Origin of the sequence: Pseudomonas sp. F(2018) (genome assembly GCF_005508865.1) — a bacterium.
In the GTDB taxonomy this organism is placed as follows: Bacteria; Pseudomonadota; Gammaproteobacteria; order Pseudomonadales; family Pseudomonadaceae; genus Aquipseudomonas.
In genome coordinates, this window is sequence record NZ_SCOM01000006.1 from 80,247 (window position 1) to 102,907 (window position 22,661).

At 66.5% G+C, this 22,661-nt stretch carries 23 protein-coding genes; 11 read left to right on the forward strand and 12 right to left on the reverse strand.

From position 1 onward, the window contains the following. Window positions 1-2: 2 nt before the first annotated feature. Genes mlaD through FFS62_RS21690 form a run of 3 tightly spaced genes read right to left on the reverse strand, consistent with a single transcriptional unit; the run spans window position 3 to window position 2,076 of the window. Complete coding sequence (gene mlaD / locus FFS62_RS21680) at window positions 3-470, reverse strand: outer membrane lipid asymmetry maintenance protein MlaD (protein WP_137974939.1); 468 nt, start codon at window positions 468-470, stop codon at window positions 3-5. Then, complete coding sequence (gene mlaE, locus FFS62_RS21685; RefSeq protein WP_137974940.1) at window positions 470-1,267, reverse strand: lipid asymmetry maintenance ABC transporter permease subunit MlaE; 798 nt, start codon at window positions 1,265-1,267, stop codon at window positions 470-472. Before mlaE ends, mlaD begins: the two co-directional genes overlap by 1 nt. Further along, the gene (locus FFS62_RS21690; RefSeq protein ID WP_137974941.1) at window positions 1,267-2,076 is read right to left on the reverse strand and encodes an ABC transporter ATP-binding protein; all 810 of its coding nucleotides are present in this window, start codon (window positions 2,074-2,076) and stop codon (window positions 1,267-1,269) included. The genes mlaE and FFS62_RS21690 overlap by 1 nt, the downstream gene beginning before the upstream one ends. Before the next feature lie 245 nt (window positions 2,077-2,321). Between FFS62_RS21690 and FFS62_RS21695 the strand changes: the two genes are divergently transcribed. The 10 genes from FFS62_RS21695 to FFS62_RS21740 all read left to right on the forward strand — a co-directional run bounded on the left by FFS62_RS21695 (window position 2,322) and on the right by FFS62_RS21740 (window position 9,397). Then, on the forward strand, window positions 2,322-3,296 hold the full coding sequence (locus FFS62_RS21695) for a KpsF/GutQ family sugar-phosphate isomerase (protein ID WP_137974942.1): 975 nt from the start codon (window positions 2,322-2,324) through the stop codon (window positions 3,294-3,296). Continuing rightward, window positions 3,297-3,821: an HAD family hydrolase gene (locus tag FFS62_RS21700; protein ID WP_137974943.1), complete on the forward strand. Its 525-nt coding sequence runs from the start codon at window positions 3,297-3,299 to the stop codon at window positions 3,819-3,821. 9 nt (window positions 3,822-3,830) lie between these two features. Next, complete coding sequence (gene lptC, locus FFS62_RS21705; protein ID WP_137974944.1) at window positions 3,831-4,400, forward strand: LPS export ABC transporter periplasmic protein LptC; 570 nt, start codon at window positions 3,831-3,833, stop codon at window positions 4,398-4,400. Next, on the forward strand, window positions 4,387-4,932 hold the full coding sequence (lptA, locus tag FFS62_RS21710; RefSeq protein ID WP_137974945.1) for a lipopolysaccharide transport periplasmic protein LptA: 546 nt from the start codon (window positions 4,387-4,389) through the stop codon (window positions 4,930-4,932). Before lptC ends, lptA begins: the two co-directional genes overlap by 14 nt. After that, window positions 4,932-5,657: an LPS export ABC transporter ATP-binding protein gene (lptB, locus tag FFS62_RS21715; protein WP_137974946.1), complete on the forward strand. Its 726-nt coding sequence runs from the start codon at window positions 4,932-4,934 to the stop codon at window positions 5,655-5,657. Before lptA ends, lptB begins: the two co-directional genes overlap by 1 nt. Before the next feature lie 140 nt (window positions 5,658-5,797). Next, on the forward strand, window positions 5,798-7,300 hold the full coding sequence (locus FFS62_RS21720; RefSeq protein WP_137974947.1) for an RNA polymerase factor sigma-54: 1,503 nt from the start codon (window positions 5,798-5,800) through the stop codon (window positions 7,298-7,300). Between the two features lie 157 nt (window positions 7,301-7,457). After that, window positions 7,458-7,766 carry a ribosome hibernation-promoting factor, HPF/YfiA family gene (gene hpf, locus FFS62_RS21725; protein ID WP_021701305.1) on the forward strand — a complete coding sequence of 103 codons (309 nt, stop codon included), beginning with the start codon at window positions 7,458-7,460 and terminating at the stop codon, window positions 7,764-7,766. Window positions 7,767-7,779: 13 nt separating this feature from the next. Then, window positions 7,780-8,244, forward strand: coding sequence for a PTS IIA-like nitrogen regulatory protein PtsN (gene ptsN / locus FFS62_RS21730; RefSeq protein WP_137974948.1), 465 nt, complete (start codon window positions 7,780-7,782; stop codon window positions 8,242-8,244). Window positions 8,245-8,258: 14 nt separating this feature from the next. Continuing rightward, complete coding sequence (gene rapZ / locus FFS62_RS21735; protein WP_137974949.1) at window positions 8,259-9,116, forward strand: RNase adapter RapZ; 858 nt, start codon at window positions 8,259-8,261, stop codon at window positions 9,114-9,116. Between the two features lie 8 nt (window positions 9,117-9,124). Next, window positions 9,125-9,397 carry an HPr family phosphocarrier protein gene (locus FFS62_RS21740; protein WP_137974950.1) on the forward strand — a complete coding sequence of 91 codons (273 nt, stop codon included), beginning with the start codon at window positions 9,125-9,127 and terminating at the stop codon, window positions 9,395-9,397. A gap of 57 nt (window positions 9,398-9,454) precedes the next feature. Here FFS62_RS21740 and pmbA read toward each other — a convergent pair whose 3' ends face one another. Then, window positions 9,455-10,801: a metalloprotease PmbA gene (gene pmbA, locus FFS62_RS21745; RefSeq protein WP_137974951.1), complete on the reverse strand. Its 1,347-nt coding sequence runs from the start codon at window positions 10,799-10,801 to the stop codon at window positions 9,455-9,457. An 89-nt stretch (window positions 10,802-10,890) separates the two neighbouring features. Between pmbA and yjgA the strand changes: the two genes are divergently transcribed. Next, the gene (gene yjgA, locus FFS62_RS21750) at window positions 10,891-11,412 is read left to right on the forward strand and encodes a ribosome biogenesis factor YjgA (protein WP_137974952.1); all 522 of its coding nucleotides are present in this window, start codon (window positions 10,891-10,893) and stop codon (window positions 11,410-11,412) included. Window positions 11,413-11,457: 45 nt separating this feature from the next. Here the strand turns inward: yjgA and tldD are convergent, their stop codons facing one another. The 8 genes from tldD to mreB all read right to left on the reverse strand — a co-directional run bounded on the left by tldD (window position 11,458) and on the right by mreB (window position 22,471). Further along, window positions 11,458-12,915 (reverse strand): metalloprotease TldD, encoded by a 1,458-nt coding sequence (tldD, locus tag FFS62_RS21755; RefSeq protein ID WP_137974953.1) that lies wholly within the window; start codon window positions 12,913-12,915, stop codon window positions 11,458-11,460. Next, window positions 12,912-13,766, reverse strand: a complete 855-nt coding sequence (locus tag FFS62_RS21760; protein WP_137974954.1) for a carbon-nitrogen hydrolase family protein — start codon at window positions 13,764-13,766, stop codon at window positions 12,912-12,914. Before FFS62_RS21760 ends, tldD begins: the two co-directional genes overlap by 4 nt. Window positions 13,767-13,812: 46 nt before the next feature. Then, window positions 13,813-17,652 (reverse strand): YhdP family protein, encoded by a 3,840-nt coding sequence (locus FFS62_RS21765; protein WP_137974955.1) that lies wholly within the window; start codon window positions 17,650-17,652, stop codon window positions 13,813-13,815. After that, window positions 17,653-19,110 carry a ribonuclease G gene (gene rng / locus FFS62_RS21770; RefSeq protein ID WP_137974956.1) on the reverse strand — a complete coding sequence of 486 codons (1,458 nt, stop codon included), beginning with the start codon at window positions 19,108-19,110 and terminating at the stop codon, window positions 17,653-17,655. It lies immediately after the preceding gene. A 69-nt stretch (window positions 19,111-19,179) separates the two neighbouring features. Next, a complete protein-coding gene (locus FFS62_RS21775) occupies window positions 19,180-19,764 on the reverse strand; it encodes a nucleoside triphosphate pyrophosphatase (protein WP_137974957.1) in 585 nt (194 codons plus the stop codon). A 71-nt stretch (window positions 19,765-19,835) separates the two neighbouring features. Further along, on the reverse strand, window positions 19,836-20,324 hold the full coding sequence (gene mreD / locus FFS62_RS21780) for a rod shape-determining protein MreD (RefSeq protein WP_137974958.1): 489 nt from the start codon (window positions 20,322-20,324) through the stop codon (window positions 19,836-19,838). Continuing rightward, complete coding sequence (mreC, locus tag FFS62_RS21785) at window positions 20,324-21,307, reverse strand: rod shape-determining protein MreC (RefSeq protein ID WP_371920170.1); 984 nt, start codon at window positions 21,305-21,307, stop codon at window positions 20,324-20,326. Before mreC ends, mreD begins: the two co-directional genes overlap by 1 nt. A 126-nt stretch (window positions 21,308-21,433) precedes the next feature. Further along, window positions 21,434-22,471 carry a rod shape-determining protein MreB gene (mreB, locus tag FFS62_RS21790; RefSeq protein WP_021701292.1) on the reverse strand — a complete coding sequence of 346 codons (1,038 nt, stop codon included), beginning with the start codon at window positions 22,469-22,471 and terminating at the stop codon, window positions 21,434-21,436. Window positions 22,472-22,661 lie beyond the last annotated feature (190 nt).

Consider the following 22,661-nt stretch of genomic DNA (forward strand, 5'->3'; position numbering starts at 1 on the left):
GTTCATTTGCTTTCCTTATTCACCGAGTTCATCAGGAACTTGCCGATCAGGTCTTCCAGCACCAGCGCCGACTGGGTGTCGTGGATGGTGCTGCCATCCTTGAGCAGATCCTCCTCGCCACCGACGCTGATGCCAATGTACTTCTCGCCCAGCAGACCGGCGGTGAGGATGGAGGCGGTGGAGTCCAGCGGCAAGTTGTCGACCCGCTTCTCGAGTTCCATGGTCACGCGACCGGTATAGCTGTCGCGATCTAGGTCGATGGCGGTGACCTTGCCGATGGTCACGCCGGCCATGGTCACCTTGGCCCTAACGGTAAGACCGGCGATGTTGTCGAAGTTCGCATACAGCTTGTAGGTATCACCCGAGCTGGCGGCGGACAGGCCGCTGACCCGCAGGGCGAGCAGCAGCAGCGCCAGCAGTCCAGCCAGCAGGAACAGGCCGACGCCGATTTCCAGGGAGCGGCTTTGCATCAGAGATCTCCAAACATCAGGGCGGTCAGAATAAAGTCGAGGCCGAGCACGGCGAGGGAGGCATACACCACGGTCTTGGTGGTGGCGCGGCTGATGCCTTCCGAGGTCGGCTCGCAGTCATAGCCCTGGAACACGGCGATCCAGGTCACGACGAAGGCGAATACCATGCTCTTGATCACGCCGTTGAGCACGTCTTCGGTGAATTCCACGCTGTTCTGCATGTTCGACCAGAACGAGCCTTCGTACACACCCAGCCAGTCCACCGCGACCATGGCGCCACCCCAGATGCCGACCACGCTGAAGATGGCGGCCAGCAGCGGCATGGAGATGAAACCGGCCCACAGGCGCGGGGCGATGATGTATTTGAGCGGGTCGACGCCTATCATTTCCAGGCTGGACAGCTGCTCGGTGGACTTCATGTTGCCGATCTCGGCGGTCAGCGCCGAACCGGCACGACCGGCGAACAGCAGACCGGTGACCACCGGACCCAACTCGCGCAGCAGGGTCAGAGCGACCATCTGCCCCACCGCCTGCTCGGAGCCATAGCTGGTGAGGATGTTGTAGCCCTGCAGGGCCAGCACCATGCCGATGAACAGGCCGGCGACCACGATGATCGGCAGCGACAGCACGCCCACCGAGTAGAGCTGGCGAATCAGCAACTGGCCGCCATTGCGCAGGCCACTGCGGCCGAACAGCGAGCTGAGCAGGAACAGGGTCGAACGGCCCATGGCCTCGACCACGTCGATGCCGGCGCGCCCGAGCAGGGCGATGCGTTCGAGAGGGGACTTCCTACGCATCAGCGCGCTCCCAGCAAATCATCGAGATAATCCGGCGCCGGATAGTGGAAAGGCACCGGACCGTCCGGAATGCCTTTCATGAACTGCTGGATACGCGGGTTATCGGAATTCATCAGTTCGGCCGGCGTGCCCTGCCCCAGCACCTGACCATCGCCCACCACATAGATGTAGTCGGCGATACTGGCGGTCTCGGCCAGGTCATGGGAAACCACGATGCTGGTGATGCCGAGAGCGTCGTTGAGCAAACGGATCAGGCGCACCAGCACGCCCATGGCGATGGGGTCCTGACCGACGAACGGCTCGTCGTACATGAGAATCTGCGGATCCAGGGCGATGGCCCGGGCCAGCGCCACACGGCGCTTCATGCCACCCGACAGCTCGTCCGGCATCAGCTCGACGGCGCCACGCAGGCCAACGGCCTGCAGCTTCATCAGCACGATGTCGCGGATCATCTCGTCGGACAGTTGGGTATGCACGCGCAGCGGGAAGGCGACGTTCTCGAACACGTCCAGGTCGGTGAACAGCGCACCACTCTGGAACAGGACACCAAACTGCTTGCGCATGTCGAACAGGTCGCTGCGCGACAGGGTCGGCAGGTTCTGTCCATTGACCCAGACTTCACCACTGGCCGGCTTGAGCTGGGCGGCGATCAGGCGCAGCAGGGTGGTCTTGCCGCAGCCGGACGGCCCCATGATCCCGGTGACCTTGCCACGCGGGATGCGGATATCGACATTATCGAAGATGTTGCGCGCGCCACGCTTGAAGGTCAGACCCTTCAACTCGACGGCATAGGCATTCTCGGCGCTCATCCAAACTCCTTGTGATGCGGCCCTTCCATGGACAGACGCAAGTTCCCACGACAGGGACACCTCGCGCCGCGGTCAGGCCGAACAGGGCGCGGAATATAGCATTGGCGGCTATTGCAGCCCAAGCCGCTGCAACTTTTTCACAACAATTGGTCACAAGATGCACCGAGCGTGCCGAGTGCCAGGTGAGGCCGACCGCCTTTGTCGGTATACTCCCTGCCTTTTATGCCGAGCACCGCGAAGATCTCATGAGCCAGACCAGCGACCTGATCCAGTCCGCGCAGCGCACCATCCGCCTCGAAGCCGAGGCCGTGGAGAGCCTGCTGAGCCGCATCGACGCCGACTTCGTGCGCGCCTGCGAGATGATCCTGAACTGCAGCGGGCGCGTGGTCGTGGTCGGCATGGGCAAGTCCGGCCATATCGGCAACAAGATCGCCGCCACCCTGGCCAGCACCGGCACCCCGGCGTTCTTCGTGCACCCGGCCGAGGCCAGCCATGGCGACATGGGCATGATCACCAAGGACGACGTGGTTCTGGCGCTGTCCAACTCTGGCTCCACTGCCGAGATCGTCACCCTGCTGCCGCTGATCAAGCGCCTGGGCATCCAGCTGATCAGCATGACCGGCAATCCCGAATCTGCGCTGGCCAAGGCCGCCGAAGTCAATCTGGACGCCCGCGTGGCCCAGGAAGCCTGCCCGCTGAATCTGGCGCCGACCTCCTCCACCACCGTTTCCCTGGTGATCGGCGACGCCCTGGCCATCGCCCTGCTGGAAGCCCGCGGCTTCACCGCCGAAGATTTCGCCTTCTCCCATCCGGGTGGCGCCCTCGGCCGTCGCCTGCTGCTCAAGGTGGAGAACGTGATGCATGCCGGTGAGCGCCTGCCGCTGGTACAGCGCGGCACCTCGCTGCGCGAGGCGCTGCTGGAAATGACCCGCAAGGGCCTGGGCATGACCGTGATCGTCGAGGCCGATGGCAAGCTGGCCGGGATCTTCACCGACGGTGACCTGCGCCGCACCCTGGACAAGGGCATAGACGTGCGCGAGGCGAGCATCGACCAGGTGATGACCGTTCACGGCAAGACCGCCCGCGCCGAGATGCTCGCCGCCGAGGCCCTGAAAATCATGGAAGACCACAAGATCAACGCACTGGTCGTGGTGGATGACGAGGACAAGCCGGTTGGCGCCCTCAACATGCACGACCTGCTGCGCGCCGGAGTGATGTAAATGAGCAACGAACTGCTGCAACGCACCAAGGCCATCAAGCTCGCCATCTTCGACGTTGACGGCGTGCTCACCGACGGCAAGCTGTACTTCCTCGTCGACGGCAGCGAGTTCAAGACCTTCAATACCCTGGACGGCCACGGCATCAAGATGCTGATCAACTCCGGAGTGCGCACCGCCATCATCAGCGGACGCAAGACCCCGGTGGTCGAGCGCCGCGCGCAGAACCTCGGCATCCAGCACCTGTACCAGGGCCGCGAGGACAAGCTGGTAGTGCTGGATGAGCTGCTCGGCGAGCTGGGTCTGAGCTACGAACAGGTCGCCTACCTGGGCGACGACCTGCCCGACCTGCCAGTGATCCGCCGCGTCGGTCTGGGCATGGCCGTGGCCAGCGCCGACGGCTTCGTCCGCCAGCACGCCCACGGCGTGACCAGCGCCCGCGGCGGCGAAGGCGCGGCGCGCGAGTTCTGCGAGCTGATCATGCGCGGCCAGGGCACGCTCGAAGCCGCCCAGGCCGCCTACCTTTAGGATCTGTCCATGAACGGCAAACTGCGCAACTACGTGCTCGGCCTACTGGCAGTCGCCCTGATCGGCGCACTCGGCTACTGGAACATTCGCCCCGAGAGCTTCATGGAGCGCCGGGCGGCCGCCGAGGCCGACAACGCCATCGACTTCTACGTGGTCGGCGCCAGTACCCAGCAGTTCCAGGAAGACGGCAAGCTGCAGTACGAGATGACCGCCGCCAAGCTGGAACACATCAAGGCCAGCGACATCACCCTGCTGGACAAGCCTGACCTGCAACTGTACCGCGGCACCCAGTTCCCCTGGCACGTGCGCAGCGACAAGGGCGAGGTGGCGCCGGAGGGCAAGCAGGTCGAGCTGATCGACAACGTGCGCATCGCCCGCACCGATGCCAAGAGCCGCCCGACCGTGATCACCAGCAGCCGGGTCACCGTATTCCCCGACGAGGAATATGCGCAGACCCAGCAAGCCGTTAGAATCGAGGCCGCCAATGGGGTGACCACGGCACAGGGAATGAAAGCGTACATGAACGACGGCAAGATCAACTTGCTGTCCAACGTAAGAGGCCAGCATGAGGTTCGTTAAAACCTTCCCCCTACTGCTCAGCCTGAGCGCCGCGCTCGGAAGCGCCAGCGCCTGGGCCCTGCCCAGCGACCGCGAGCAACCGATCCGGGTCCAGGCAGACAGCGCAGAACTGGATGACAAGCAAGGTGTGGCCGTGTATCGCGGCGGCGTGGTGATCACCCAGGGCACCATGAAGATCACCGGCGACACCGTGACCATCACTCAGGATGCCAACGGCGAGATCGAGGTCTTCACCTCGGTGGGCAAACCGGCCTACTACGAGCAGAAGCCATCGGTCGACAAGGACATCGTCAAGGCCTATGGCCTGACCATCCAGTACTACGCGAGCAACGAGCGCATCGTACTGATCGACCAGGCCAAGGTGATCCAGCAGGGCAATACCTTCGAAGGCGAGAAGATCGTCTACGACACCCAGCGTCAGATCGTCAACGCCGGCCGCGCCACGGGCAGCGATGTCTCCACGCCGCGTCCGCGCATCGACATGATCCTGCAGCCACGCAAGAAGAACGGCCAGCCGGAGCAGGCGCAGTAATGGCGACTCTCAAAGCCCAGCACCTGGCCAAGAGCTACAAGGGCCGCCAGGTGGTCCGCGACGTCAGCCTGTCCATCGACAGCGGCCAGATCGTCGGTCTGCTCGGCCCCAACGGCGCCGGCAAGACCACCTGCTTCTACATGATCGTCGGCCTGGTCCAGGCCGATCAGGGCCGCGTGCTGATCGACAGCCAGGACATTAGCCACCAGCCCATGCACGGTCGCGCCCGTTCCGGCATCGGCTATCTGCCGCAGGAAGCCTCGATCTTCCGCAAGCTGTCGGTGGCCGACAACATTATGGCGATCCTAGAGACCCGCAAGGACCTCGACCGCGCCGGCCGCCAGGAGGCGCTGGAAGCCCTGCTGCAGGAATTCCACATCAACCACATCCGCGACAGTCTCGGCATGAGCCTGTCCGGCGGCGAACGGCGCCGCGTGGAGATCGCCCGCGCCCTGGCCACCGAGCCGAAGTTCATCCTGCTCGACGAACCCTTCGCCGGCGTGGACCCGATCTCGGTCGGCGACATCAAGCAGATCATCCATCACCTCAAGGCCAAGGGTATCGGTGTGCTGATCACCGATCACAACGTGCGCGAGACCCTGGATATCTGCGAGACCGCCTATATCGTCAACGATGGCCAGCTGATCGCCGAAGGCGATGCCGAGACCATCCTGGCCAACCAGCTGGTCAAGGAAGTCTACCTGGGCCACGAATTCCGTCTCTGAGCCGAGCCCCGTGCGGGGCTTGCGCAAAGGGCTAGAATCATTCAAGGTCAGGCATATAATTTGCTTCCTAGGGCGGTTCGCCGCCTTGCAGTGGATGGCGCCGCGCGCCGGCAAGTGAACAAGGTACCCAGCCCCACACCATGAAACCGTCGCTAGTCCTCAAGATGGGCCAGCAGCTGACGATGACTCCGCAGCTGCAACAGGCCATCCGTCTCCTCCAGCTCTCCACCCTGGACCTGCAGCAGGAAATCCAGGAGGCCCTGGAATCCAACCCCATGTTGGAACGTCAGGAGGAAGGCGAAGACTTCGACAACTCCGACCCGATGGCCGACAACGCCGAGCAGAACAGCCCTGCCCAGCAGGACAGCTCGAGCTTCCAGGACAGCACCGTCGCGGTGAACAACAACGAGAGCGCCGAAGACGGCGAATGGCACGACCGCATTCCCAGCGAGCTGCCGGTCGACACCGCCTGGGAAGACGTCTACCAGACCAGCGCCAGCAGCCTGCCGAGCAACGATGACGACGAGTGGGACTTCACCACCCGCACCTCCGCCGGAGAGAGCCTGCAGAGCCACCTGCTGTGGCAGCTCAACCTGGTGCCGATGTCCGATACCGACAAGCTGATCGGCGTCACCATCATCGACTGCATCAACAACCAGGGCTACCTGGAAGAATCCATCGACGAGATCGTCGAGTCCTTCGATCCGGAACTGGAGATCGAAGCCGACGAGGTCGAAGCCGTCCTGCACCGCATCCAGCACTTCGAGCCCGCCGGCATCGGCGCCCGTGACCTGCGCGAGTGCCTGCTCCTGCAGCTGCGCCAGCTGCCAACCAGCACGCCCTGGCTGGCCGAGGCGCAGCGCCTGGCCGGCGACCACCTCGACGTGCTCGGCAGCCGCGACTACAGCCAGCTGATGCGCCGCATGAAGCTGAAAGAGGACGAGCTGCGCCAGGTCATCGAGCTGATCCAGAGCCTCAACCCGCGCCCGGGCTCGCAGATCGAGGCCAGCGAGCCGGAATACGTGGTGCCGGACGTGATAGTGCGCAAGCACAACGAACGCTGGCTGGTGGAGCTCAACCAGGAAGCGGTACCGCGCCTGCGGGTCAACCCGCAATACGCCGGCTTCGTCAAACGCGCCGACTCCAGCGCCGACAACACCTTCATGCGCAATCAGCTGCAGGAGGCGCGCTGGTTCATCAAGAGCCTGCAGAGCCGCAACGAGACGCTGATGAAGGTCGCCACGCAGATCGTCGAGCACCAGCGCGGCTTCCTCGAATATGGTGACGAGGCCATGAAGCCCCTGGTCCTGCATGACATCGCCGAGGCGGTGGGCATGCACGAGTCGACCATCTCGCGCGTCACCACGCAGAAATTCATGCACACCCCGCGCGGTATCTACGAGCTGAAGTACTTCTTCTCCAGCCACGTCAGCACCTCCGAGGGCGGCGAATGCTCGTCCACCGCGATCCGCGCCATCATCAAGAAACTGGTGGCCGCGGAAAACGCGAAAAAGCCGTTGAGCGACAGCAAGATCGCTGGTTTACTGGAAGCACAGGGCATTCAGGTAGCCCGCCGCACTGTCGCCAAGTACCGCGAATCGCTCGGCATAGCGCCATCCAGCGAACGCAAGCGACTGATGTAAGCGGCCCTGAGCGGAAGGCTTCTGCACCACCGTACCGAGCGCCAGATACCCTGCATGGGGGGACCATGGCCCGCAGTGCACCAGCCCTTTCAGCCAACGTGTTACGGCGGCAGGCAAGCTAGTCTGTCTCTTACACCAGGCAACAAGGAGAAGCGGTATGCAAGTCAACATCAGTGGACATCAACTGGATGTGACCGACGCTCTGCGTGACTATGTCGGCGAGAAGTTGAGCCGGCTGGAACGCCATTTCGACAAGATCACCAATGTGCAGGTCATCATGGAGGTCGAGAAGCTGAAGCAGAAGATCGAAGCGACCCTGCACATTGCCGGCGGCGAAATCGTCGCCAACGCCGAACACGAAGACATGTATGCGGCCATCGACCTGCTGACCGACAAACTCGACCGACAACTGATCAAGCACAAGGAAAAGCAGCTGGGTCGCCTGCAAGGCGCCACGGCTCGCTGACAGCCCCTCCCAGATGATCCGACTCGAAACCATCCTGACTCCCGCACGTTCCCTGGTGAACGTGCCGGGAGGCAGCAAGAAACGTGTACTCGAACAGATTGCCAACCTGGTCGCCCGCGATCTCACCGATCTGGACGCCCAGGACATCTTCGAAAACCTGATCGCTCGCGAGAAGCTCGGCTCCACCGGCTTCGGCAATGGCATCGCCATTCCCCACTGCCGCCTGCCCGGCTGCAGCGCACCGATCAGCGCCGTGCTGCACCTGGACTCGGCGGTGGACTTCGACGCCATCGACGGTGCACCGGTAGACCTGCTGTTCGTCCTGCTGGTGCCGGAAGCGGCCACCGACGAGCACCTGGAGCTGCTGCGCCAGATCGCCAGCATGCTCGACCGTAGTGAGGTGCGCGAGCGCCTGCGCCAGGCGCAGAGCAACGAGAGCCTGTACCAGGTCGTGGTCGACGTTCAGAGCGGCCACTGAGCACGGGAGGCGGCATGCGTCTGATCATCGTCAGCGGACGTTCCGGCTCGGGCAAGAGCACCGCCCTCGACGTACTGGAAGACAACGGCTTCTACTGCATCGACAACCTGCCCGCCGGCCTGCTGCCGGACCTGGCCGAGCGCGCCCTGCTGCAGACCGAGCTGCTGCACCCGCAGGTCGCCGTGTCGGTGGACGCACGCAACCTGCCCAGCCAACTCAAGCGCTTCCCCGAACTGCTCGATGAAGTACGCAGCCGCCATATCCAATGCGACGTGCTGTATCTCGATGCCGATGAGGACACCCTGCTCAAGCGCTTCTCCGAGACCCGGCGGCGTCATCCGCTGACCAACGAGGATCGTGCCCTGGGCGAGGCCATTCGTGACGAGGCGCAGCTGCTGGCGCCGATCATCGACCTGGCCGACCTGAAGATCGACACCACCCACCTGAACCTCTACCAACTGCGCGACACCCTAAAGCTGCGCCTGCTGAACAAGCCGGAGCCGGGCACCGCCTTCCTGGTCGAATCGTTCGGCTTCAAGCGCGGCATGCCGGTGGACGCCGACCTGGTGTTCGACGTGCGCTGCCTGCCCAACCCCTACTGGAAGCCGGACCTGCGCGACATGTCCGGCCTGGAGGCCCCGGTAGCCGAGTACCTGGCGGCGCAGCCGGACGTGGAGGAGATGTACCAGGACATCCAGGCCTACCTGCACAAGTGGCTGCCGCGCTTCGCCGCCAGCAACCGCTCCTACGTCACCATCGCCATCGGCTGCACCGGTGGCCACCATCGCTCGGTGTACCTGGCCAACCGCCTGGGCGAAGCCCTGAAACCCGTACTGAAGAACGTCCAGGTCCGCCACCGCGACCTCGGCTAAGGATTGCAATGCCCACCCGCGAAATCACCATCATCAACAAGCTCGGCCTACACGCCCGCGCCGCCGCCAAGTTCGTCGGCGTGGCCAGTGGCTTCCCCTGCCAGGTCCGCGTCGGCCGCTCGGCGGAGAGCCAGGTGGACGGCAAGAGCATCATGGCGGTGATGATGCTGGCTGCCGGCAAGGGCACCAACCTGCACCTGTTCAGCGAAGGCGAACGCGAAGACGAGGCGCTGGACGCGCTGGTCGAGCTGATCAACAACAAGTTCGACGAAGGCGAGTAAACACCGACGCATGAAAAAGGGGCCCGAGGGCCCCCTTTTTTTGTAGCCGCGAAAGACTCAGCTGCCTGCGACGGTCATCCGCTCGATCAGCACCGAGCCGGTGCGGATATTGCCCCGCAGTTCCAGGTCGCTGCCCACCGCGACTATCTGGCTGAACATGTCACGCAGGTTGCCGGCGATGGTGACTTCCTGCACCGGGAACTGGATCTCGCCGTTCTCTACCCAGAAACCGGCGGCGCCGCGCGAGTAGTCGCCGGTGACCAGATTGAGACCCTGCCCCATCAGCTCGGTGACCAGCAGGCCACGCCCCATGCGTTTGAGCAGCGCCTGCTGATCCTCGTCGCCATGGCTGACGAACAGGTTGTGCACGCCACCGGAGTTGGCCGTGCTCGGCATGCCCAGCTTGCGCCCGGAGTAGGTGCCGAGGATGTAGGACACCAGCTCGCCGCCGGCCACGAACGGCTTGGCGTAGGTGGCCAGACCGTCACCGTCGAAGGTGGCGCTGCCCATGGCGCGCGGAATGTGCGGGCGCTCGTCGAGACTCAGCCATTCGGGGAACAGGCGCTGGCCCAGCGCGCCTTCGAGGAACGAGGAGTGGCGATAGAGGTTGCCGCCGGAAACGGCGGCGAGGAAGTGGCCGAACAGCCCGGTGGCCAGCTCCGGCGCGAACAGCACCGGCACCTCGCAGGTCGGCACGGGGCGCGCACCGAGACGCGCCACGCTGCGCTCGGCGGCCAGGCGGCCGATCTTCGCCGGGTCGGCCAGCAGCTCGCCCTGGCGATTGACGTCGTACCAGTAGTCACGCTGCATCTGCCCGTCGCCCTCGGCGATCATCACGCAGCTCAGGCTATGGCGGGTGCTGGCATAGCCGCCGACGAAGCCATGGCTATTGCCATAGACCCGACAACCCTGATGAGTACTGAGGCTGGTGCCGTCGGCGTTGCTGATGCGCTTGTCGGTGGCGAAGGCCGCCGCCTCGCAGACCAGGGCCAGCTCCACCGCCTGTTCCGGTGCAATGGCCCAGGGGTGGTAGAGGTCCAGCTCGGGCAGCTCACGAGCCATCAGCGCGGCGTCGGCAAGGCCGGCGCAATCGTCTTCCGAGGCATGCTTGGCGATGGCCAGGGCGGCGGCCACCGTCTCCCGTATCGCTGCCTCGCCACTGGCCGAGGTACTGGCCGAGCCCTTGCGCTGGCCGACATACAGGGTGATGCCGAAGCCCTGGTCGCGGTTGAACTCGACCGTCTCCACCTCGCCCTGGCGCACCGTGGTGGACAGGCCCTGCTCCATCGACACCGCCACCTCACAGGCGCTGGCGCCCTGGCGGCGCGCCTCGGCGATGATCTGCTCGACCTGCGCCTGCAGATCCGGCAGGGCCTGCGGGCCCACTGCTTGTGCTGAACTCATGTTGCACTCCAACGACGGGCGGCCGGTCCGCTGCGGACAGGCCCTCCCTGACTGGTTATCATGGCGGCGTTTCCATCCGGACCGCCCCCATGGCTGATTCATACGACGAAGACTTCTCCGGCGAGAAGAGCAAGACCCAGATCAAGCGCGAGCTGCACGCCCTGCAGGATCTCGGCGCGCGCCTGACCACCCTCAAGCCCGACCTGATCGCCAAGCTGCCGATCACCGACGGCCTGCGCAAGGCCCTGGCCGAGTCGCCGAAACACACGGCCAATGCCGCCAAGAAGCGCCACGTCCAGTTCATCGGCAAGCTCATGCGCGACCAGGACATCGAGGGCATCCTCGCCCTGATCGACCAGGTCGACAGCTCCACCCGCGAGTACAACGAACGCTTCCACGCCCTGGAGCGCTGGCGCGATCGTCTGGTCGCAGGTGACGACACCACCCTGGAGAGCTTCGTCGTCGACTACCCGGAGGCCGACCGCCAGCACCTGCGCAGCCTGATCCGTCATGCCCAGCACGAGGCGGCGCGGAACAAACCGCCAGCCGCCGCACGCAAAATCTTCAAGTACATCCGCGACCTGGACGAGGTCCAGCGCGGCCTGCGTTAAACCTCCCGCCGCCCCGGATCACCGGGCGTGTCCCGCGCCGGCGCCTCAGGCGCCGGTGCCACCCACGGTGATCGCGTCGATCTTCAGGGTCGGCTGGCCGACGCCCACCGGCACCGACTGACCGTCCTTGCCGCACGTGCCCACACCGCTGTCCAGGGCCAGGTCGTTGCCGACCATGGAAACCTTGCTCATGGCCTCAGGACCGTTGCCGATCAGGGTCGCGCCCTTCACCGGCGCAGTGATTCTGCCGTCCTCGATCAGGTAGGCCTCGCTGGTGGAGAACACGAACTTGCCGCTGGTGATGTCCACCTGGCCGCCGCCGAGGTTGGCGCAGTAGATGCCGCGCTTCACCGAGCGGATGATCTCTTCCGGGTCGCTCTCGCCGGCCAGCATGTAGGTGTTGGTCATGCGCGGCATCGGCAGGTGCGCGTAGGACTCGCGACGGCCGTTGCCGGTCGGCGCCACGCCCATCAGGCGGGCGTTCAGCTTGTCCTGCATGTAGCCCTTGAGCACGCCGTTCTCGATCAGCGTGGTGCACTGGGTGCGGGTGCCTTCGTCGTCCAGGCTCAGCGAGCCGCGGCGCCCGGCCAGGGTGCCGTCATCGACGATGGTGCACAGCTTGGACGCCACCGGCTGGCCGACGCGACCGCTGTAGGCCGAGCTGCCCTTGCGGTTGAAGTCGCCTTCCAGGCCATGGCCGACCGCCTCGTGCAGCAGCACGCCGGACCAGCCGGCGCCCATCACCACCGGCAGGGTACCGGCCGGCGCGGGGACCGCCTCCAGGTTGACCAGGGCCTGGCGCAGCGCCTCGCGGGCATAGCCCATGGCGCGCTCTTCGCCGTTGCCGTCCTGCTCGAGGAAGTAGCGGTAGTCGCTGCGCCCGCCGCCGCCATGGCCGCCACGCTCGCGGCGACCGTTCTGCTCGACGATCACGCTGACGTTGAAGCGCACCAGCGGGCGGATGTCGGCGCCCAGACTGCCATCGCTGGCGGCCACCAGCACGTGGTCCCAGACCCCGGCCAGGCTGACGGTGACCTGCTTGATGCGCGGGTCGAGGGTGCGGGTGAACACGTCGATGCGCTTGAGCAGCTCGACCTTCTCGGCGCGCTCCAGCACTTCCAGCGGGTTGTCCTGGCCATACAGGGCGACCACCGCCGGGCTGGCGAAGGCCTGCACGCGGCCCTGCTGGCCGGCGCGGGCGATCGAGCGGGCGGCGCGGGCCGCCTGGCTCAGGGCCTCGGCATGGATGGCGTTGCTGTAGGCGAAACCGGTCTTCTCGCCGGACTGGGCGCGCACGCCCACACCCTGGTCGAGGTTGAAACTGCCTTCCTTGACGATGCCGTCCTCCAGCACCCAGGACTCGGAGACCTGGCTCTGGAAGTACAGGTCGGCCGCGTCGATACCGGGGCCGGCCAGTTCGCCGAGGATCGCCGGCAACTGCTCGATGGTCAGGTTGCCGGGGGCCAGCAGGTGGCCGCTGACGCGGCCGAGGATGTCGCTCATAACTGCTCCGTGGGCGCCGGGCCGGGCTCGGCCGGCGCAATGAATCGTCTGTGTCGCGCCACCGGCATGCGCTGGCGCACAGCCGCCTGCTCGGCGGCATCGCGTTCGGCGAGCAGTACCGCTTCGCCTTCCGTCTGTTCGGCCAGTACCCGGCCCCATGGATCGATGATCGCCGAGTGGCCGAAGGTCTCGCGCCCTCCCGGGTGCGTACCGCCCTGCCCCGCCGCCAGCACGTAGCACTGGGTCTCGATGGCACGGGCGCGGGTCAGCACCTGCCAGTGGGCGGCGCCGGTAACGGCGGTGAAGGCCGCCGGTGCGCTGATCAGTTCGGCGCCGGCCTCGCGCAGCCGGCTGTACAGCTCGGGGAAGCGCAGGTCGTAGCACACGCTCAGGCCCAAGCGCCCCACGGGCGTATCGGCCACCACCACCTGCTCGCCGAAAGCGTAGTCGTCGGACTCGCGGTAGCGGCCACGGCTGTCGGCCACATCCACGTCGAACAGGTGCAGCTTGTCGTAGCGCGCCACCCGCTCGCCGTGCTCGTCGACCAGCAGCGAACAGGCATGGGCCTTGGCCTCGGGTCGAGAGTCCGGCGGCAGCGGGATGGTTCCTGCCACTACCCATAACCCTAGATCACGGGCGGCCTGGCGCAGCCAGGGCAGAATGGGACCGGTGCCCGCGGCCTCGGCCCGGCCGAGGTCGGCCTGGTCGCGGCGGCCCATGGCGGCGAAGTTTTCCGGCAGCACGGCGAGACGCGCACCGCGCTCGGCCGCCTGTTCGAGCAGGCGGCGGGCGGCGGCAAGATTGGCCAGAACATCGTCCTGGCTGACCATCTGGATTACGGCGAGGGACATGAAGGCCTCCTTGCCCGCATGCTACCGCAAGTCGCCCGAACTGGCTTCAACGTGGCTTCTCGAACGGTTTATCGAAGCTGATCTCAGGGTTCTGCCAGGGGCCCTTGACCTTGTACTGCACGCTGGCGAAGCGCGCCACGCGGTCGCCGAGCAGCTTGTCGACCACGAACAGGGCACCGCCGACGGCCGGCGCGCCGACGATCAGCGCAGCCAGCGGCAGGTTGTTGGTCACCGGCAGGGTCACCAGCAGCTTGGCGTCGATCTGGTCACGGGCCATGTCCAGGGTGCCGTCCAGTTCCAGGGTGCTGGACGGGCCGACCACTCGCAGCGGCTCGCGGGTCTGGAACACGCCGTTCTCACCGACCAGCAGGGTCTTGGTGGTGTCGTAGCTGAAGCCCTTGCCGAGCAGGTCGGAGAAGTCCAGGCGGAGGCGGCGGCTGATCGAGTTGAAGTTGAGCAGGCCGAACACGCGCAGGGCCGAGGCCGAGCCCTGCACCTCGACGAACTGGCCCTTGCGCAGGCTGGCGTCGAGACGGCCGGACAGGCGCTTGAGGCCGAACCAGGCCGGCGAACCGGGCCAGTTGGCATCCACATCCAGGCGGAAACGTTCGCTGGTGGCGCTGGGCGCGTAGCCCCAGGCGCTCAGCACATCGGCCAGGTTCTTGCCCTCGATGCGCCCCTTGTACCAGCTGGAGCTGGCCCCCGGCGCGCCCTGCCAGCCGGCGCTGCCACCGAGCTTGAGGCCCTTGAGGTCGAGCGATATATCACTGAAGTCCACGCCCTGGGGCGTCGGCCGCGCCTTGAGTGACCAGGCGCCGACCAGCGCATCGCCCTGCATGACCTTGGCGATGCGCACGTCCAGGGCGGGAATCTGCCGCGGATCGACGGTGGCTAGCAGATCGGGGGCATCCGGCTCGGATGGCTCGTCAGCCTTGCGCGGCTCGGCCGGCGGGAAGCTCAGGCGCGCCAGGTCGATGCCGATCGGCGCGTCCTTGGCATCCGGCAGAGCGACCTGCCCTTCCAGCAGCGCACTGTTCAGACCCAGCTGCCAGCCGGCCTCGGCCCGCGCCAGCTTGACCGCCAGGTTGTCGACCTGGGTACCGAAACCGCTGAAGCGATCGATATTGAGATCGGCGCCACGGAAGAAGCGCAGGGTTTGACCATCCCCGGCCAGACCGGCATGCGGCTTGGCCACGGCCTGCCAGGCGCTCCAGTCCAGTTCGGCGATGCGCCCGCTGACGCGCAGGCCCTGGTCCGATGGCAGGCGGGCCGGCTCACCGCCCAGGCGCAGCTCGCCGCGCCCCTGCAGCGCCGCCCCCGGTGGCGCGGCGAAAGCCAGGCTGGCCACGCTGCCATGGTCCAGCCAGTAGCGCCGCTCATTGCCCTGCAGGGTCATGCGCCAGGTGGTGGGACGCGCATCGGCGGCGGCCTTGGCGAAAGGAGCCGGCAGCTCCACGGCCAGGCCCTTGAGGTCGGACTCGATACGCAGCTGGCTGTCGCCGCCGTCCAGCGCCAGGTTGAGCTTGTAGGGAATCTCGCCCTTGAGCGGCAACGGCTGGGTCACCCCCAGCCAGCCGGTGAGCTGGGCCAGGGGGATCTTGCCGCTGGCCTCGATGCGCGTGCGCGCATTGCCGCGCGCCCCTTCGGCCACGGCCCGGCCGCGCACGGCGTGGCCCAGGGCGTGGGCACGGATATCCGGAGCGCTGAGGCCGGTGGCGGTGTTGAAGCGGAATGCGCCCTTGATCTGGCTCAGCGCCAGCTTGGGCGTGCTGATCTGCAGTTGGGCGCCCTCAGTGGCGAAGTCCACCTGCACCTGGGGCTTCTGACCCTTGGCCAGGGGAATGTCCAGCTTCAGTTTGCCGCTCAGCGGGCCCTGCCCCTGCCAGCCGGCGAAGATCTCGGCGGTGCCGATCGGCGCCTCCTGCAGAATCTTCAGGGCATCGGGCAGGCTGCTGTCCAGCTCGCCGTTCAGCGCCAGGCGCGGCGACTGCCCCGCCGGCGCCCTGGGTACGTTGACCGTCACGTCGCGCACGCGGCTGTCGAGAATGCGAGCCTCGGGCACCCGCACATCGACGCCGTCGTCCTCGATCAGCACCTCGCCGCGGGCCTCGCGCAGCACCGGCCAGCCGGGCTGGAAGGCCAGTTCGGCGCCGTCCACCAGGAAATACAGGCTGATGCTGCGCGAGGCATCCTCGGCGCCCTTGGCCAGGGAGCCCTGGTACTGGAACCAGCCGTCGTCGATATGGCCCTTGCGGATCGACTCGTTCAACCACTGGGCCAGGGCCGGGCTGAGGCCGGGCGAGAGGGTCGGCAGGTACTTCTTGGCCTGCAGGGCATCGCCGTCCTGCAGGCCGACCCGCAGGTCCATGTAGTCCTCCAGGGCCGGGTCCTTCTTCAGGCGCACCAGGAAGTCGCCGGCCACCCGACCCTCGTCGCCGACCACCTGCAGATAGGGGCTCTGCAGGGTCAGCCCCTCGTCGTTGAGCTCCCACAGCAGGCGGGCGCCGGCCTGGCGGTAGCGCCACATCTCGGGGAACAGGTTGGGGAAGTGCAGGCCGAAGTTCTCGCTGGCGGCAAGCCCCTCGCCGCTGCCCAGGTCGCCGCGCACGCTGCCGCTGGCGTTGTCCACCGCCGGCACGCCCTGCCAGGCGCCAATGCCGACGCGCTCCAGATTGCTCGAGAACTGCACGCGCTTGGCGTCGCTCAGCTGCGGCAGGTAGTCCAGCTGCAGGTTGCGCAGCGCGCCACGCGGGCGCAGGGCGCCGACAATCTCCGCGGCCTTGTCCGGCAGCGGCGCCAGGGCCAGTACCACCGGCGTCAGCGGGGTCAGGTCGAGATGATCGGCGCTCAGGCTCCAGCGCTCGACCTGGCCGGCGCTGTCCAGGGTCTGCTTCAGGGCCAGCTGCGCCTCGCCCCAGCGGGTCTCGCCCAGGCTCAGGGCCAGGGCGTCCACCAGCAGGTCGAAGCCATCGGCGCGCCGCTCGAAATAGGCGCTCAGGCCCAGGTCGCTGACCTGCACCGGCTCGCGCCTGGCGTAGGCGCCACGAATCTCCGGCGCATGCAGACGCGCCGCGCCGCGCTGCACCTGCCCTTGCGCCCACTCCAGCCAGAACTCGCCGCCGGCCTGGGCCCTGCTCAATTGCCAGTCGCGGGTCAGGCCCTTGGGCAGCCAGGTCGCCCAGTCGCTCTGCGGCAGGCTGAGGTAGGCATCGGCGCTGCTGGCGCGCCAGTCCTGAGGATCCAGACGCACGCGCAGGTTGAACGCCAGCGGCTGGCCATCGGGCAGGCGCAGGCGGCCATCGAGGCGCTGGCGCACGCTGCCGCTGCGCAGGGTCAGGTCGATGTAGGTGAGGCTCTGCGGCGGCTGTTCGAAGGGTTCGAAGGTCAGCTGGCTGCCGAGCAGGGAGACCTTGCTGAGCATGCCCAGGCCGTCGATCAGCTTCTGCGGGTCCAGCGGCTTGGATGGCTGGCGCTGCGGCAGGCCCTCCACCGCCCAGCGCCCTTCGGCATCCTGGCGCAGGCTCAGTTGCAGGCCCTCGACCTGCAGGTTGGCGATGCGCGGCGCGCGCGCCAGCAGGCTGGCCAATACGTCCGGCACCAGCCGTACCTGATCCAGGCGCACAGCGCTGGCGCCTTCGCCGACCAGCACGTCATGGGCCGTGAGCACCGGCGCCAGGCCACGCCAGCCGCCCTCCAGGCTGCCGATGGCGAGCGGCATGTTCAGCGCGGTGGCGGCCTTGGCCTCGACTTCGTCGCGGTACTCGGCCACCAGCGGCACCAGCTCGCGGCCCAGACTGACGTACAGCGCGGCCAGCACCAGCACCAGCGCGCACAGGCCCAGGCCCCAGCGCAGTAGCCTGTTCAGCAGGCTAGCGAGGAAGTTCATTCAGAGCAGCACCACGTCGTACTGCTCCTGGGAATACATGCTCTCCACCTGGAACTTGATGGGCCGACCGATGAAGGCCTCCAGATCGGCGACATTGCCCGACTCCTCGTCGAGCAGGCGGTCGACCACCTTCTGCTCGGCCAGCACCAGATAGCCCTCGGCCTGGTAGGCGCGGGCCTCACGGAGGATCTCTCGGAAGATCTCGTAGCAGATGGTTTCCGGGGTCTTCAGCTTGCCGCGGCCCTGGCAGCAGCTGCACGGCTCGCACAGCACCTGTTCGAGACTCTCGCGGGTGCGCTTGCGGGTCATCTGCACCAGGCCCAGCTCGGTGATGCCGATGATGTTGGTCTTGGCGTGGTCGCGCTCCAGCTGCTTCTCCAGGGTGCGCAGCACCTGGCGCTGGTGTTCTTCATCTTCCATGTCGATGAAGTCGATGATGATGATCCCGCCCAGGTTGCGCAGGCGCAGCTGGCGAGCGATCGCGGTGGCCGCCTCGAGGTTGGTCTTGAAGATGGTCTCTTCGAGAGTGCGGTGGCCGACGAAGGCGCCGGTATTGACGTCGATGGTGGTCATCGCCTCGGCCGGATCGACGATCAGGTAGCCGCCGGATTTGAGCGGCACCTTGCGCTCCAGGGCGCGCTGGATCTCGTCCTCGACGCCGTACAGGTCGAAGATCGGCCGCTCGCCGGGGTAATGCTCCAGGCGATCGGCGATCTCCGGCATCAGCTCGTCGACGAACTGGGTGATCTTGCCGAAGGTCTCCCGCGAGTCGACGCGGATCTTCTCGATCTTCGGATTGACCAGGTCGCGCAGGGTGCGCAGGGCCAGGGACAGGTCCTCGTAGATCACCGAGGGGGTCGGCGCGGTCTTCATCTGCGCGGCGATCTGCTCCCACAGGCGACGCAGGTAGCGGATGTCGGCGAGGATCTCGTCGGCCCCGGCGCCGTCCGCGGCGGTCCTGAGGATAAAGCCGCCGGCTTCCTCGATGCCCTCGGCGGCGACGCAGTCGGCCACCACCTGCTTGAGGCGCTCGCGCTCGGCCTCGTCCTCGATCTTCAGCGAGATGCCGACATGCGCGGTGCGTGGCATGTAGACCAGATAGCGGGAAGGAATGGACAGGTGAGTGGTCAGGCGCGCGCCCTTGGTACCGATCGGGTCCTTGGTCACCTGCACCACCAGGCTCTGGCCCTCGTGGACCAGCGCGCCGATGGATTCCACCGCGCTGCCTTCGCGGGTGGAAATCTCCGCCGCATGGATGAAGGCGGCGCGCTCCAGACCGATGTCGACGAAGGCCGCCTGCATTCCCGGCAGCACCCGCACCACCTTGCCTTTATAGATATTGCCGACGATGCCACGCTTCTGCGTGCGCTCGACGTGCACTTCCTGCAGCACGCCGTTTTCCACCACCGCCACGCGCGACTCCATCGGCGTGATGTTGATCAGGATCTCTTCGCTCATGCGTCCTACTCTGCGCGTCGCGACTGCTGGCCAGGGGCCGCTGCCACTCTAACTGTTTGGGCCGGCAGGTCAGGCCTGCCAGCACGGAATCCCGAATTCCTCGAGCAGCTGCGCGGTTTCGCACAGCGGCAGGCCGACCACGGCCGAATAGCTACCCTCGATCTGGCTGACGAACACCGCCGCCAGTCCCTGAATACCATAGCTGCCCGCCTTGTCGCACGGCTCGCCGGTGTCCCAATAGGCCTCGGCCTCGCCCGCACGCAGTGGGCGGAAACGCACCCGGCTGGTCACCACCAGCGATTCGATGCGCCCGGCGCTGGCCAGGGCCACGGCGGTCAGCACCTGATGCTCGCGGCCGGACAGCGCCGCCAGGGTGGCCAGCGCCTCGGCGCGGTTCTCCGGCTTGCCGAGAATACGCCCGTCGAGCACCACGCTGGTGTCGGCGCCCAGCACCACAGCCGTCTGCGCCTGTTCCAGCGCAGCCAGACCGGCCTGCGCCTTTTCCCGCGCCAGGCGCTCTACATAGCGCTCGGCGGGTTCATCAGGCAATGCCGTCTCGTCAATCGAGGCGCTCAGCGTGACGAAGGACACACCGATCTGCGCCAGCAGCTCGCGCCGGCGGGGGGAACCCGAGGCCAGGTGCAGCTTGGCCATGCAGACATCTCCCTATCAGGGGTGGGGTGGAGGATGAAGCGGAGCCCGCCCGGAACCAGCCCGGGCCGGACTCAATGGACGGCGAAGCGTTGTTGCAGCCCACGCAGGATGGCGAACACCCAGGGCCAGAGCAAGGCGCTGATCAGCGCAGGCAGGACGAAGGCCAGGGTCGGCGGGCGATTACCGGTCAGCGCGTTGAGCCACAGCTGCACCAGCTGGGCGATGCCGAACACCACCAGCAGCACCAGGCTCTGCTGCCACATGGGGAACATCTGCAGGCGGCGCTGCAGGGACAGCACCAGGAAGATGATCAGGGTCAGGATCAGCGCGTTCTGCCCGAGCAGCGAGCCGAACAGCACGTCCTCCACCAGCCCCATGCACCAGGCGCCGATCATGCCGATGCGGTGCGGCACGGCCAGCACCCAATAGGACAGGAACAGCGCCAGCCACAAGGGGCGGCCGATCTCCATGAACTGCGGCATGGGCGCCACGCTGAGCAGCAGGGCGAGCGCCAGGCTGGCCCAGATGATCCAGCCGTTGCGTGCCTTGACCTGGACCATCACTGACTCTCCCGTTCGACGGCCGGAGCGGCGGGTGCGGTAGGCGCCGGGGCAGCCGCCGGTTGCGCCGGCGCCGTGCCGCTCGGCGCGCCCTGCGGCGGCACGGCGGTCGGCGCCGGCTGTGCCGCGGGCTTGGCCTGGCCATCGGCGGCCTCGCGGTCGGCGGCCTCCTGGGCCTCGGCGGCCTCGGTGGCGCGCTGCTCGGCGGTGCGCCCGTCGGTGAATACCAGCAGCATGTAGCGGCTGCGATTGAGGGCGGCGGTGGGCACGGCGCGGACGATGGCGAAGGGCTGACCGGAGTCGTGCACCACTTCGTTGACCGTGGCCACCGGGTAACCGGCCGGGAAGCGCTGGCCCATGCCGGAGCTGACCAGCAGATCGCCTTCCTTGATATCCGCGGTGTCGGCCACGTGGCGCAGCTCCAAGCGCTCCGGGTTGCCGGTGCCGGCGGCGATGGCACGCAGACCGTTACGATTCACCTGCACCGGAATGCTGTGGTTGGTGTCGGTCAGCAGCAGCACGCGGGCGGTATAGGGCATCACTTCGACCACCTGGCCCATCAGGCCACGGGCATCGAGCACCGGCTGGCCGAGGAATACGCCGTCCTTCTCGCCCTTGTCGATCAGGATGCGGTGGGTGAAGGGGTTGGGGTCGACGCCGATCAGCTCGGTGACCAGCACCCGCTCGTCCACCAGGGCGGCGGAGTTGAGCAGCTCGCGCAGGCGCACGTTCTGCTCGGTGAGGGTGGCCAGCTTCTGCAGGCGGCCCTGCATCAGCAGCGACTCAGCCTTGAGCTTCTCGTTCTCGGCCATCAGCTCGCTGCGGCTGGTGAGCTGCTGGGTCGCATCCTCCCAGAGGGTGACCGGCAGGCGGGCGATGCGATAGGCCGGCTCGGTGATCAGGCCGACCTGGGTGCGCAGCGGCTGCAGCACCTCGAAACGCGCATCCACCACCATCAGCACGGCCGACAGCACGACCAGCACCAGCAGTCGTACGCCCAGCGACGGTCCCTTGGCAAATAGCGGTTTGATGGCAGCTACCCTCGGCTGACGGCTAGAAAACACAAAGCCGGAAGTTTCGCTTCCGGCTTCGGCTCACATCGGGAAAGATCACTCGGTGGACAGCAGGTCCATCGAGTGACGATCCATCATCTCCAGGGCACGACCACCGCCGCGCGCCACGCAGGTCAGCGGGTCTTCGGCGACGATCACCGGCAGGCCGGTTTCCTGGGCCAGCAGCTTGTCCAGGTCGCGCAGCAGGGCGCCACCACCGGTCAGCACCAGGCCGCGTTCGGCGATGTCCGAGGCCAGCTCGGGCGGGGATTGTTCCAGGGCGCTCTTCACGGCCTGAACGATGGTCGCCAGGGACTCCTGCAGAGCCTCCAGCACTTCGTTGGAGTTGAGGGTGAAGCTGCGCGGTACGCCTTCGGCCAGGTTGCGGCCACGCACGTCGACTTCGCGCACATCGCCACCGGCGTAGGCGGTGCCGATTTCCTGCTTGATGCGCTCGGCGGTGGATTCGCCGATCAGCGAGCCGTAGTTGCGGCGCACGTAGGTGATGATGGCTTCGTCGAAGCGGTCGCCACCGACGCGGACGGATTCGGCGTAGACCACGCCATTCAGCGAGATCAGGGCGATTTCGGTGGTGCCGCCGCCGATATCGACGACCATGGAGCCGCGGGCCTCTTCGACCGGCAGGCCGGCGCCGATGGCGGCGGCCATCGGCTCTTCGATCAGGAACACTTCACGAGCACCGGCGCCGAGGGCGGATTCGCGGATGGCGCGGCGCTCGACCTGGGTGGACTTGCACGGCACGCAGATCAGCACGCGCGGCGACGGCTGCAGGAAGCTGTTCTCGTGAACCTTGTTGATGAAGTACTGCAGCATCTTCTCGCAGACGCTGAAGTCGGCGATCACGCCGTCTTTCATCGGGCGGATCGCGGAAATGTTGCCCGGGGTACGGCCGAGCATGCGCTTGGCCTCGGTGCCGACGGCAACCACGGATTTCTGGTTGCCACTGCTACGAATGGCGACCACGGAAGGCTCGTTGAGGACGATGCCACGCTCGCGGACATAGATCAGGGTATTGGCGGTGCCCAGGTCGATCGACAGATCGCTGGAAAACATGCCACGCAGTTTCTTGAACATGAGAAAGAAGCCCTAGCCAGAGCGCGATGAAAACGCTGGGTAAAAAAGTGCGGCAAACTCTATCAATGAGCGACCTTTTGGGCAAGGCGGCGTCTGTGCTAAATTGCCTGCTTTTCCGGGCCTTTAGGGCCCCAAATCGCGGCATCTGACCGCCCCATGCGGCATCCGTTCCCCGCCTGCTTCCGCCCGG